Origin of the sequence: Haliscomenobacter sp., from assembly GCF_040403615.1 — a bacterium.
Taxonomy (GTDB): domain Bacteria; phylum Bacteroidota; class Bacteroidia; order Chitinophagales; family Saprospiraceae; genus Haliscomenobacter.
This window is the reverse complement of sequence record NZ_JBBAKG010000031.1, coordinates 38,036-50,203: the sequence shown is the minus strand read 5'-3', so window position 1 is coordinate 50,203 and position 12,168 is coordinate 38,036. Positions and strand designations below refer to the sequence as shown.

Below are 12,168 nucleotides of genomic sequence, written 5' to 3'. Positions count from 1 at the left end.
AAGCAATATTGCCCCATTTGATTGACAATACCTAATGATTTCTATATACATACAAGATGCATACCACGCAGAATCTCCTGTCTTTGTAGGAGGTTGGAAAGCCTTGCCATGCTGGCCTAAATATTTCAACTTTTGGCTGCCATGCAACATATACACAGACATAGATCAATATCAGCAATCGTCCGCTGCTATTAAAATAGCATTCAATGTTGTTGATCATAGATCACCTGGCGAACTTACACCTGCACAAGTCAACCAACGAGAAAAAGATAAAATTATACTGTTAAGCCAGATAAGCAATTTGGTCTTTACCATTGAAACTGAAGTACTTGTACCGGCAATGATAACAGAATTAGAGTTTCAAGACCTTGACAATTTATACTGGATCATGGCAGGAACAGTAGATGAGCACAGTAACAAGGTTATTCCATGGCAGTATCATATCTGGAGAGTTGCCGAACTTTATAAAAACTTTCCTGATGCATTGAGAGATAAACTAACGCCATATGCACCAAAGCCTAAATATTTTGATGCAATGCTAGGAACACGAAAACCCCATCGTACATTCGTAGCAGAACAAATTGAACAACACAATCTTGAACACAAGATAGTTCATGTACTGGGCCCCATGCCCGGAGATGCGCTAACCGTCCCGATGCACCAAGGATTAGAATTTATCTGGGCACCAGATTTTGAACCTTTGCCCGACATGGATTATCTAAGATTAAATCAACACATAAGATATCGCGGGATGTTGGTTCAAATGCCTTGTATACTGCCCACAGAATTATTCAACAGAACTGCATATAGTATTGTTTGCGAAACAGGATGTGAAAATGGTATTCATATGCTGACAGAAAAAACAGCCAAAGCCCTACTCGGTCGCAGGTTGTTTGTGATGTTTGCCGGAAAAGGTATGCTGAAATTCATTCGAGATGAAGGTTTTAAAACATTCGATAGTATAATTGACGAAAGCTACGATGACATTGAAGATGATCAGCAACGTTGGACGGCTGCATTTGATCAGGTCAAAAAATTATGTACCATGGATCAACAACAAGTGTTAGATCAATTGCAATCTATTTGCGATCACAATTTTAAACATGCAACGTCAGATCTTGAATTTGTTCCTAAAGCAACAGTGTATTGGAAAATCCAAAATATACTCAACAACTTGATAACTCAATGATAGTCAAACGGTATAACTACACACCCATCAATAGAGAAACCATAGACGGCAAAAGACACTACTGTTTGCCTGACGGCAGCAAGGTGCCTAGCGTGACCACAATCCTGGATCGAACCAAGAGTGAAGAAAAGCGTCAGGTCTTGGCCAACTGGCGTAAACGAGTTGGCGAACAAAAAGCACAAGAAATTACCACAGAAGCAGCCAACCGTGGCACCCGAATGCATGCGTACCTTGAGCACTACATGTTGAATGACGACATGAAGCCCTTGCCCGGCAATCCTTTTGCACATCCTAGCTGGTTCATGGCCGCAGAAGTTATTCTGCAAGGCTTGTGTCATGTGAATGAATTCTGGGGTGCAGAAGTTCCTGTTTATTATAGTGGGTTATATGCTGGCACCACAGACTGTTTGGGTGTGTGGAAAAATCGGCCCGCTATCATGGATTTCAAACAGACCAACCGGCCCAAAAAACGTGAATGGATTGATGATTATTTTGTGCAATTGGCAGCGTATGCAGCAGCACACAACAAAACCCACGGTACCGCCATTGACTGCGGCGTTATTTTGATGGCTCAACAGCCCGATGTGCTGGCTGATGGTAGCTTAGGCAAGCCCGTATATACTGAGTACGTGATTGAAGGCGCAGAATTTGTACACTGGACCAATGAGTGGATGAAGCGAGTTGAACAGTACTACGCCACACGCTAAATACAGCACAGAATCAGGATTTATATGGCAATTGTACAAGTTAGTCGCATCACAAACCGTAAAGGTCTAGCAGAAAATCTGCCGCAATTGGCCGGTGCAGAATTGGGCTGGGCCATTGACGAACGCAAATTATACATCGGCAATGGCACCCTTCAAGATGGTGCTCCAGTTGTTGGCAATACTGAAGTTCTCACAGAGTTCTCAGATTTGCTGTTGGTAAATGGAGCATACACCTATCAAGGTGCTGCTGCCGGATACACTGTGCAAACTGGTGCTACATCAGGCAGTCCAGTCAGTTTGAGTTTGCAAAACTGGTTGGATCAATTTGCCAGCGTCCTGGATTTTGGTGCAGTAGGCGATGGCGTTACAGACGATACAGAAGCAATCAATCGTGCATTGTATCAGTTGTTCTGTAGGGAAATCAATCCACAAATTCGCCGTTCGTTGTTCTTCCCAGCCGGCGTTTACTTGGTTACTGAATCAATTGTGATTCCACCTTATGCCAGACTCTATGGCGAAGGTGCAAACTCTAGTGTTATCACGCTGGACACGTCAAGCCCTACAAGTACCTTGAGTGAATACGTGGCACGGTTTGGCGACAGCCTACAACAGATAGGTGTGAATATTGGAAACAATGGTGCTACGGCACCTACCAATATTGAAATTGCATCTCTAGGATTCCGTTCGTTGGAAACCACAGATGTTTTCCTGGTGCAGGATGCTAGTTTTTGTACATTCACCGACGTTGGTTTCAGCGGACCTCTAGTGCAGGCTGATCTGACCACAGATGCCGACGACATGGCATGTGTGCGATTCGACTCAACTCTAAGTTTGATCTGCAACAACATCACGTTCCGTAGATGCAGCTTTACAGGTACCACCTGGGCATTCAACACTGCCAATGAGACGCAAGGATGCGTGGTAACTGAAAGTCAATTTGACACATTGTATCAAGGTGTGCTGTTGGGTGACCCTGCTCCGGTGAATGGTGGCCCCACAGGATTCCGCATCCTGGGCAACAGCTTTGATAATGTCTATGCTGAAGGTATCAAGATTGCTGCCAACACTGGACTTAATGCGTCAGGTTACAATGTGTTCTATGACGTTGGTAATCATTTCAACGGAACCACAAGTCCAGCCACCGCAGTAATCAACTTTCTTGGTGAACAAAATGTCAGCATAGGTGACATGTTTGAACGCACTGCTGTTTATGCCACCACCTATCCACGAATCAACATAAATCACGGAGTTAATCTTGCATATGAAAGTGCTGACCAAATCAAACAAGGTACCTATGTAAGAGAAACAGGACAAGCACTGACCTTGGTCAACAACACTGCTGGTCAAGTTATAACCACATTTGATGCTACCAAAGTTCGTGCAGTGCAAATCAATTATACCATTGTGAGAACAGTTGACATTCAAACCGGAGTGTATTTTATTGTGGCAGGCACCACTAGCTCGGGCACAGGATTAACTGGACAAGATACCAGTGTAAACAATGGCACAGGTCCGGGCGTGACATTTGCTGTGAGCGAAACAGCCAGTGTGGTATCTTGGACTGCATCCACCACCAATACCGGTAATGCCGGTACTATTCAATATTCAATAACACACCTGGCATAAAAAGCGATGTGGCTACCCACTTTTGCTCAACGGCTTGACAGTTGGTCACAACTCCGAGCTCAAGCCGCACAGGTTGATTCTGAATCAGCCCTGCATCTGATCAACGCCTGGTGGTTTTGCGCTCCATGGCGTGCTTACCATTTGCACTGGGATGATCAGCCCACTTGGCCAGATCCCTGGCAACTATTGAGCGACAACATGTACTGCGGTCTTGCTCGCGGGCTAGGAATCATGTATACTATAGCTATGCTGGACCATTCAGAAATGCAGGATTCTCACTTGGTAGACACCGATAGTGACAATTTAGTCCTGGTTGCCCAAAAGAAATATATATTGAATTGGGGGCCGGAACAAGTGTTAAATATCAGCCCAGGACCTTACAAGGTTCATCATAGTGTTTCGCTACAAGAAATAAAACAACAAATTAAATAATAATGAAAACAATCACAGTACAAAAGCGCAACGGCCTTCGTGAGCCGCTAGCGTTGGAAAAATGGCAGACACAGATTGCAAAAGTATGCGCAGGCATTGCAGACGTTAGTCAAAGCATGGTAGAAATCAAGGCACAATTGCATTTTTATGATGGCATTACCACCAGAGAAATTGATGGTATCACACTCAGAGCCATTGTTGACTTGATTGATGTAGAATCAAATCCTGGAGTTGGACACACCAACTATCAGTTTGTGGCCGGCAAGCAACGACTTAGTATGTTGAGAAAAGACGTTTATGGCGCCTACACGCCTCCTCATCTGTATGACATTGTGAAGACCAATGTGGCCACAGGCCTGTACACACCCGAGTTATTAGAGTGGTACACTGAAGCAGACTGGAACCGCATGAATGACATGCTGGATCATGCCAAGGATGAACAATACAGCTATGCAGCCATTGAGCAGCTGATTGAAAAATATCTGGTAAAAAATCGTTCAACAGGACAAACTTATGAAACTCCACAAATTAGATACATGGTCGCGGCCGCTACTGTATTTCACTCAGAAGAACCGAACTCGGCGAGAATGCGCTATATCAAAGAATATTACAATGCAGCAAGTGATGGTCTTTTTACTCTTGCTACTCCTGTTTTGGCTGGGCTGGGGACTCCTACTAAACAATTTTCGAGTTGCGTCCTTATACGCAGCGATGACGACCTCGATAGTATATTTGCTTCGGGCGAAATGATGGCCAAGTATGCCAGCAAACGTGCAGGCATTGGTCTAGAGATTGGACGACTACGTCCACTGGGCAGTCCCATCCGTGGTGGTGAGATTATGCACACAGGTATGATACCGTTCTTGAAGAAGTGGTTCGGCGACCTGCGTTCATGTAGTCAAGGTGGCATTCGCAATGCATCAGCCACAGTGTTCTATCCCATCTGGCATCATCAGTTTGATGATCTTATTGTGCTCAAGAACAATCAAGGCACAGAAGAAACTCGTGTCAGACACATGGACTATGGAGTGGTACTAAGTGCTTTCTTCTGGAGACGATTCAAGAACAAAGAAAACATAACATTTTTTGATCCCAATCAAGTTCCAGACCTGTACGAAGCATTCTACAGCAACACTGAACTGTTTGAAGAACTGTATGTCAAATACGAAAAGCGCAAAGACTTGCGTACCAAGACCATGAGTGCAGAAGAAGTGTTCAAGGGCGGCATCTTGAAAGAGCGCACAGACACCGGCCGTATCTATCTTGTGTTCATTGACAACGTGATGAAGCAGGGTCCATTTGATCCTGAGTATCATACCATTTACCAGAGTAACCTTTGCTGTGAAATACTTTTACCTACTAAGTCTTTTAAGCGCCTCGATGATGCTGATGGCCGCATCGCTTTATGCACTCTTGGTTCTATTAATTGGGGAGCCTTTCGTAACCCTGAAGATATGCGCCGCGCTTGTCGCATTTTACATAGAAGCCTCAATAATATATTGGACTATCAAGATTTCTTATCAATTCAATCAAAACTAAGCAACGATGAAATCAGACCGCTCGGAATTGGCCTCACCAACCTTGCATACTGGCACGCCAAGCGTGGCTTGCAATATGGTGAAAAGGATGCACTAGGTGAAGTCAAGACCTGGATGGAACATCAGGCATTTTATCTAACTGAAGCCAGTGTGGAGCTGGCCCGAGAACGTGGCAAGTGTCTCGGTAGTGATCACACACGCTATGGCCAAGGCACATTTCCCTGGGAACTACGTGCTCAGGGTGTGAATGAACTTGCAGACTTCTCTCCTGAGCTGCCATGGGAAGCCCTGCGCTCAGAAATGAAAATGCACGGAGTACGCAATGCCACACAAATGGCAGTGGCTCCTGTGGAATCCAGTAGTGTGGTAATCAACTCAACCAATGGTATTGAAATGCCCATGAGCTTGATCAGTGTGAAAGAATCCAAAGCCGGCAGTTTGACACAGGTGGTTCCAGAATATCACAAACTCAAGAACCGATATCAGCTGATGTGGGAACAGAAAGACTGCGACGGCTATCTAAAGACAGCGGCTGTGATTGCTGCCTATGTGGATCAGAGTATTAGTACCAACACATTTTACAATCCTGCACACTTTGCAGACCGTAAGGTTCCAACCACCTTGATCGCTCGCAACTTGATGCAGTCACACCACTGGGGTCTAAAGACTTTTTACTACAGCCTAATCAACAAAACAGGCAGCAAGAACGTCACAGAAGATGCTCCTTTAGAAGTGATTGACTTTGACGAGAGTGAGGAGGATTGTTTGGCCTGTAAACTTTAACAAGGAAAATATCAAATGAGTTACATAGTAGGATCATTACCACCCATCAAGTGTTGGATCAAAAGAGAATTCCTCTACAACTTTGAAAAGGGTCACGGAGAATTAGAACCTGCCATCTGGGTCAGTATCAAAGCCCTGAGAGGACAGGTATTTCGTATCGAAAGTCTGTTGCCCAATTACGGAGCACTCTACGACAAACTGCCTATACATGCCTATGTGTGGCAAGAAAACTACACAGGCACGTTGCCCATTGACACTCTACAACTTTGGGACTGCATGGGCTATCGTTTTACTATTATTGAAAAAATAGGTCTGCGTAATCTAGGCGTTAAGTTCCTGGGCAAAGATCGAGAATGGCACTACGGCACCTACCTGTTCACTGTGGACTTCTGTGCCGACGGTATGGATGTGGACACAGGCTTTACTGAAGTTGCCGAAGAACACAAGAGCTTTAACTTTATGCGTTTGGAAAATGGACAGTTTGCCTGTCAACCCAACAACCGATGCTTGTGGTACGATCAGAGCTTGATTGCGGGTGTGACCAAATTCCCAGACTTTAAAGCCGCACAAAATTTATGGACAGTAGATGGCACACGCAAGTGGACCGCAGGAGATGATTGGTTTTACACCATTGAAGAAAAAAATGACTAACAGAGAATTATTAAAATGTCAAAACAACAATACAACCTAACAACACGAACAGACTATCTCAATCGCAAGATGTTTCTGGACCCTGCTGGTCCTGTTACAATCCAACGCTTTGAAGAAGTCAAGTACAAAAAGATTGCAGACTATGAAGCCACAGCACGTGGCTTTTTTTGGCAACCTGAAGAAGTCAGCCTGACCAAAGATTCAAATGACTTCAAGGATGCTAGCGAAACAGTCAAGCATATCTTTACCAGCAACCTGCTACGTCAAACAGCCTTGGACAGCCTGCAAGGTCGTGGACCCAGTCAGATCTTCATGCCGGTGGTATCATTGCCAGAACTAGAAGCATTGGTCTACAACTGGACATTCTTTGAAACCAACATTCATTCAAAAAGCTACAGTCACATCATTCGCAACATCTACAATGTGCCCAAGGATGTGTTCAACACCATCCACGACACACAACAGATCATTGACATGGCAAGCAGTGTGGGCAAATACTATGATGACCTACACAGAATCAACTGTGCTAAAGAACTAGGCCAACCTGTGGAAGAAGTAGAACATGTGAGAGCAATCTACATGGCCTTGCATGCCAGCTATGCACTGGAAGCATTCAGGTTCATGGTATCATTTGCCACCAGCCTGGCCATGGTAGAGAACAAGATCTTCATGGGCAATGGCAACATCATCAGCCTGATCCTACAAGACGAGATCCTGCACAAGGAATGGACTGCTTACATGATCAACCAAGTGGTCAAGGAAGATCCACGCTTTGCTGCTGCCAAGGTCGAGTGCGAAGCCGAAGTGTATGAGTTGTATCTGGACGTGATCCGTGAAGAAAAGTCATGGGCAGACTACCTGTTCAACAAGGGACCTGTGATTGGACTCAACGCCAACATTCTCAAAGACTTTGTGGACTACACAGCCGTGGGCGCACTCAAGGAAATTGGTATCAAGTATCAGGAACCTGCACCTCGAAGCACACCCATTCCTTGGTTCAACAAACATGTGAACACATCAAACAAACAAACTGCACTGCAAGAGTCTGAAAGCACTAACTATGTTATCGGAGTCATGAGTGATCAGTTGGACTACGATCTATTACCCAACTTATAAGGAAACAAATGAAAGCAATTGTGTGGTCAAAAGACTCTTGTCCTTACTGCGTTCAAGCAAAAGCACTGTTGGAATCAAAGGGCATTGAATATGAAGAACGCAACGTGAGCCAGAACTGGACACGTGAACAACTACTAGAAGCAGTACCAACTGCTCGAACATTACCACAGATCTTTTTGGATCAAGAACTTGTGGGTGGATTTACAGAACTTAGAAAGAAATTGACAGAATGAAACATCTTGAAGGCAGCACAGTAACTTTTAAATTGAACTCAGGCGAAGAACTCATTGCCAAACTAACACGGGCCGACGGAGACTGGCTGGAAATCAGTGCACCGGTCAGCGTGGCACCTGGTCCCCAGGGCCTGGGACTAGTACCCAGCATGTTTACTGCTGATGCAGATGAGCCAGTCAAACTAAACATCAACAACGTGGCAATCTACGCACTAACAGATGATGCAGTCAAGATGAAGTACATTGAAGCATTGACTGGAATTCGGGTACCAGAAAAGAAATTGATAATGGGTTAACAGCCCAGTATTTCACATCCATAAATACAGTATGGGGCATAGATTTGTAATCATGAAAGGCACGGAGCTTTTTGTGTATGACCAATACAAAGATATCCCTGACGATCTAGATCATGTGATAGAATTTCTGCCTGAAATCCCACCTGAACCACACACCAGTGAGGAACACAATGAAATTGCACAATGGCACGGTCGATTTTTAAAACTTATGGAGATTGAACATGCCCGCAGCAGCGAGAAAAGGTGACCGAGGAGTTACACATTGTAGTGGATACACCATTGCCGTTGGCAGTAAAGATGTGTTTATCAACAATAGACCAGCAGCCCGAGTAGGGGACACTAGTACTGTGCATCTACGTCCAGGCAATCCTTGTCGTGGCCACGTTGCACCAATTGCACAGGGCAGTAGAACGGTTTTTGTAAATGGTATACCTGCAGCCAGAGTAGGCGATCCCTTGGCCAGCTGCACATCAGTTGCTCAAGGCAGTGACAATGTGTTTGCAGCATAATGGCTAGTATATTAACACCATTACAGATGATTGCTGGAGCCACGTTGAGCAACAACGGTGGTCTAGCCGTTGCCAACACCTGGACCGCAGCGGTAACAGCCTACACCAACACATCGCTACTGACACCATTTTTTAACACTGTGGGCAACAGTGCTGCTGCCAACATCAGTGGAAATACCCTGACCAGCATGTTTACATTTTGTGCAAACACTGTGCCTGCACTAGCCGACAACACTCCCAGTGCTTATGCGTCTCTAGGCACAAATTCCACAGCTGGATTTACTGGCATAATCACTTCTCAAGGCACCAGCTATCTTGGCAACGGCAGTGTTGCTATTTTTGCGCAGGTGTTTGGTGCAGCACAAGGTTATGTAACCACTGCCAATGAATTTATCAACACCAGCGTGAACAGTCAGACCTATCTGGGATCAACGTTTACCACAATGAACAGTCTTATCACTGGCAATCTCAGCGACACCACCTTGGCCATGAGAACATTTGGTCTAGACCTAGCAGCACTGGGACAATTGATTGATCTTGACAATCTTGGTAATTTTGGTTCTCCGGCAGCACTGTTACGGCAATTGCTCACCCTGACCAACCTCACAGCAAACATTCGATCTATCTTGATTCAAGCCGGACTTGACGAAGCCAGTATTGGTAATCTTACCGATCCCAATGTCAATGCGAGTGACAGTGTGCAACATCTGGCATACCTAGGCATGTTGAATGTCACAGGCACTGATCTAGAACAAGTGTTGGCTATTTTTGGTGTGACTACCAAGAATATAAACAACATGGCAGACCTTTTGAATCCTGCAAAAATATTCCCCAACAGTCTTACCAGTCTCACAGTTCGCACCTACAATCAAGACACCACATCGGTGTTGCGAGCCATCTACGATAACACACAAGGTACAGTGAATTCAAAATTGTTGATTTACTTGCCAAGATATGTGTTGACACTGGGAACTCTAAATATAATCAGTTACGAAAGACTTGCTAGAATCATACCAGCAGATCAGGCTCTGGCCTGCAAGGCCATACAAGTTGGACTACAACAAATAAAAAATATAAACAATCTTGTGTTGCCTCAACTGGCCGCAGCATTTGTTGACATGCAGACCACTAGAGACCTGCCATCCATATCTGCACTGCAACAGGCTGTGCCTGCCAGTGTGGCTGCATTTTATTCCAGTGCATACGCCACTGGTACTGGACCTGACGGAACACTGGTGATTACTGATCTTCTTGGGGCTGCGGTCGGTGTCAACTACACCAGTGTACTCAGCAATGTCACAACCACAATCAACAGTATGACTAGTGCAGGTATCCTGACCGGGTTGACCGACACCTATGGCAGAATGCAAAATACTGTCAACGGAGTATACGGTAATGCTATTATTGGACCAGTTACTATTCCCGCAGGCACAGGTGCTGGAACATATGCTGATGCTGATTCTGCATTGCAACAATTGATAGCCAATGCCACCTCGCAGGTTTCTAACATATCCGCGTCATATCCCACACAATCGAGCGTTTTGAATTCTGACTTCAACACAATGGGAGCAAAATTGGTTTCAGAAAATACCAATCTTGCTCTAGCTAGTATAGACATTCCCAATCTTGATGCATCGGGTCGCGGTCCAATCATGAGTTTTGTGCAAAGTCTTCCCGGCTATGGAACCAACACAGAAGCTGATGGTCCTGCACAATTTATCGAAACAGTGGCTGATCTTGCCACACAAGGCGGCCAAGCCATTGTGGCCTGCCTGAGAGAAGGGCGCAATCTCTTGGTGCTAAACGGAGTAGGAATTGGTCAAGATACTGCTATACCCAGCGAGTATGCGGGCGTGATTCCGCAGGCAAATCTCATACCATCCACTTATACTGATGCAGAAGCAGCTAATCTAGTGGTAAAATAACAGTGACTGAATTACACTCCGCTAAGTAACTAGTGTGAATAGCACAAAAATTAATTTTAAGGAAAAACCTCATGAAGAAATATGCTTTAGTAATGGCCCTAGCATTGGCCGCCTCCCTAGCACAAGCTGACGCTACCGTTTACGGTAAAGCTCGTGTGTACCAAGAAAACACCAAGACCGGCACTGCCGAAGGTGTGACCGCGTTGACAAACGATTCCAGCCGTTTCGGTATCAAGGCCACAGAAGCACTTGCTGGCGGCATCACTGCTGGTGTCGTGATTGAAACTGGCTACGGTGCTGACGCTCCTGCTGCAACCACACTGGGTGACCGCACTGCCATTGTTGGCTTGTCTAACAAGTTGGGTTCCGTGGCTCTGGGTCGTGACAAACACACCATTGCTCGTACACTTGACAACTATGACGCCATGGGAAATGCTTTTGGTTCTAGCACAGCAGTTATCCATGCTGCACAAGGTTCACGTTTGCAAAATGCAGTGTTTGTAACTGCCAAGCCAGTGGCCGGACTCTCTGCCATGTATGCAATTGCCAATGGTGAAGTTGCAGGCGGCACTACAGAATCACAAGCCAGCAGTGTTGAATACACTGTGGGTCCTGTGAGTGCAACTGCTGCTCGCTTGATCACTGGTACCAACAGCCACTCGGGTGTGATTGGTGCTAGATTAGCTCTGGCATCCGGTACAAAAGTATTTGCAATGTATTCCGAAGACAAAGTATCTGGAGCAGCAACTACTGGTAAATCAGTTGGTGTTAACCAGGCCATGGGTGCAGTGACCTTGATGGCTGGCTACGGTGAGAACGACACTGTCAAGGCCTACAACGTTGGTGCATCTTATGCACTCAGCAAGAACACTCTGGTTCATGCACGTTATGTCAAAGAAGACTCCGCAACCAATGTACAGAAATTTGGTGCTGGCCTAGAAGTCAACTTCTAAACTCCGCACTGTATAACGCACTACAACAAAAACCCGCTTCGGCGGGTTTTCTTTTGGTTGCCCAATACGGCCCTTGCTGCTATAATACACACATGCAACCAGCCGCCTCCCGTTATGAAAAGTTCAAACGAAAGATGTTGCTGTGCTATTATCGCAGCAAATTTACAGTGGTAGAATGGATTGTGTGGTTGGTTGTTTTGGGCTGGTTGA

General features: G+C 45.4%; 13 protein-coding genes. All 13 read left to right on the top strand.

Annotated features, from left to right (window positions below):
- The first annotated feature begins 34 nt into the window (after positions 1 to 34).
- A complete protein-coding gene (locus tag ABW391_RS12085) occupies positions 35 to 1,189 on the top strand; it encodes a hypothetical protein (protein WP_353482126.1) in 1,155 nt (384 codons plus the stop codon).
- Positions 1,186 to 1,896: a hypothetical protein gene (locus ABW391_RS12080; RefSeq protein ID WP_353482125.1), complete on the top strand. Its 711-nt coding sequence runs from the start codon at positions 1,186 to 1,188 to the stop codon at positions 1,894 to 1,896. Before ABW391_RS12085 ends, ABW391_RS12080 begins: the two co-directional genes overlap by 4 nt.
- 24 nt (positions 1,897 to 1,920) lie before the next feature.
- A complete protein-coding gene (locus ABW391_RS12075; protein ID WP_353482124.1) occupies positions 1,921 to 3,522 on the top strand; it encodes a glycosyl hydrolase family 28-related protein in 1,602 nt (533 codons plus the stop codon).
- A gap of 6 nt (positions 3,523 to 3,528) precedes the next feature.
- Positions 3,529 to 3,954: a hypothetical protein gene (locus ABW391_RS12070; protein ID WP_353482123.1), complete on the top strand. Its 426-nt coding sequence runs from the start codon at positions 3,529 to 3,531 to the stop codon at positions 3,952 to 3,954.
- Between the two features lie 2 nt (positions 3,955 to 3,956).
- Entirely contained in the window at positions 3,957 to 6,275 is a 2,319-nt protein-coding gene (nrdA, locus tag ABW391_RS12065) for a class 1a ribonucleoside-diphosphate reductase subunit alpha (protein WP_353482122.1), read from the top strand.
- 15 nt (positions 6,276 to 6,290) lie between these two features.
- Positions 6,291 to 6,926: a hypothetical protein gene (locus ABW391_RS12060; RefSeq protein ID WP_353482121.1), complete on the top strand. Its 636-nt coding sequence runs from the start codon at positions 6,291 to 6,293 to the stop codon at positions 6,924 to 6,926.
- 15 nt (positions 6,927 to 6,941) lie between these two features.
- Positions 6,942 to 8,042 (top strand): ribonucleotide-diphosphate reductase subunit beta, encoded by a 1,101-nt coding sequence (locus ABW391_RS12055; RefSeq protein ID WP_353482120.1) that lies wholly within the window; start codon positions 6,942 to 6,944, stop codon positions 8,040 to 8,042.
- An 8-nt stretch (positions 8,043 to 8,050) separates the two neighbouring features.
- On the top strand, positions 8,051 to 8,275 hold the full coding sequence (locus ABW391_RS12050) for a glutaredoxin (protein WP_353482119.1): 225 nt from the start codon (positions 8,051 to 8,053) through the stop codon (positions 8,273 to 8,275).
- Entirely contained in the window at positions 8,272 to 8,571 is a 300-nt protein-coding gene (locus ABW391_RS12045) for a hypothetical protein (protein WP_353482118.1), read from the top strand. The genes ABW391_RS12050 and ABW391_RS12045 overlap by 4 nt, the downstream gene beginning before the upstream one ends.
- Positions 8,572 to 8,623: 52 nt before the next feature.
- Complete coding sequence (locus ABW391_RS12040; RefSeq protein ID WP_353482117.1) at positions 8,624 to 8,818, top strand: hypothetical protein; 195 nt, start codon at positions 8,624 to 8,626, stop codon at positions 8,816 to 8,818.
- Positions 8,793 to 9,080 carry a PAAR domain-containing protein gene (locus ABW391_RS12035; RefSeq protein ID WP_353482157.1) on the top strand — a complete coding sequence of 96 codons (288 nt, stop codon included), beginning with the start codon at positions 8,793 to 8,795 and terminating at the stop codon, positions 9,078 to 9,080. The genes ABW391_RS12040 and ABW391_RS12035 overlap by 26 nt, the downstream gene beginning before the upstream one ends.
- Positions 9,080 to 11,005: a hypothetical protein gene (locus ABW391_RS12030; protein WP_353482116.1), complete on the top strand. Its 1,926-nt coding sequence runs from the start codon at positions 9,080 to 9,082 to the stop codon at positions 11,003 to 11,005. The genes ABW391_RS12035 and ABW391_RS12030 overlap by 1 nt, the downstream gene beginning before the upstream one ends.
- Before the next feature lie 71 nt (positions 11,006 to 11,076).
- The gene (locus tag ABW391_RS12025) at positions 11,077 to 11,958 is read left to right on the top strand and encodes a porin (protein WP_353482115.1); all 882 of its coding nucleotides are present in this window, start codon (positions 11,077 to 11,079) and stop codon (positions 11,956 to 11,958) included.
- Positions 11,959 to 12,168 lie beyond the last annotated feature (210 nt).

What these genes read in the sequence shown, in the direction of transcription:
- nrdA (WP_353482122.1), top strand. Translation starts at nt 3,957, where the DNA reads ATGAAAACAATCACAGTACAAAAGCGCAACGGCCTTCGTGAGCCGCTA.
- ABW391_RS12080 (WP_353482125.1), top strand. Translation starts at nt 1,186, where the DNA reads ATGATAGTCAAACGGTATAACTACACACCCATCAATAGAGAAACCATA.
- ABW391_RS12075 (WP_353482124.1), top strand. Translation starts at nt 1,921, where the DNA reads ATGGCAATTGTACAAGTTAGTCGCATCACAAACCGTAAAGGTCTAGCA.
- ABW391_RS12055 (WP_353482120.1), top strand. Translation starts at nt 6,942, where the DNA reads ATGTCAAAACAACAATACAACCTAACAACACGAACAGACTATCTCAAT.
- ABW391_RS12025 (WP_353482115.1), top strand. Translation starts at nt 11,077, where the DNA reads ATGAAGAAATATGCTTTAGTAATGGCCCTAGCATTGGCCGCCTCCCTA.
- ABW391_RS12085 (WP_353482126.1), top strand. Translation starts at nt 35, where the DNA reads ATGATTTCTATATACATACAAGATGCATACCACGCAGAATCTCCTGTC.
- ABW391_RS12070 (WP_353482123.1), top strand. Translation starts at nt 3,529, where the DNA reads ATGTGGCTACCCACTTTTGCTCAACGGCTTGACAGTTGGTCACAACTC.
- ABW391_RS12060 (WP_353482121.1), top strand. Translation starts at nt 6,291, where the DNA reads ATGAGTTACATAGTAGGATCATTACCACCCATCAAGTGTTGGATCAAA.
- ABW391_RS12040 (WP_353482117.1), top strand. Translation starts at nt 8,624, where the DNA reads ATGAAAGGCACGGAGCTTTTTGTGTATGACCAATACAAAGATATCCCT.
- ABW391_RS12035 (WP_353482157.1), top strand. Translation starts at nt 8,793, where the DNA reads ATGCCCGCAGCAGCGAGAAAAGGTGACCGAGGAGTTACACATTGTAGT.
- ABW391_RS12045 (WP_353482118.1), top strand. Translation starts at nt 8,272, where the DNA reads ATGAAACATCTTGAAGGCAGCACAGTAACTTTTAAATTGAACTCAGGC.
- ABW391_RS12050 (WP_353482119.1), top strand. Translation starts at nt 8,051, where the DNA reads ATGAAAGCAATTGTGTGGTCAAAAGACTCTTGTCCTTACTGCGTTCAA.
- ABW391_RS12030 (WP_353482116.1), top strand. Translation starts at nt 9,080, where the DNA reads ATGGCTAGTATATTAACACCATTACAGATGATTGCTGGAGCCACGTTG.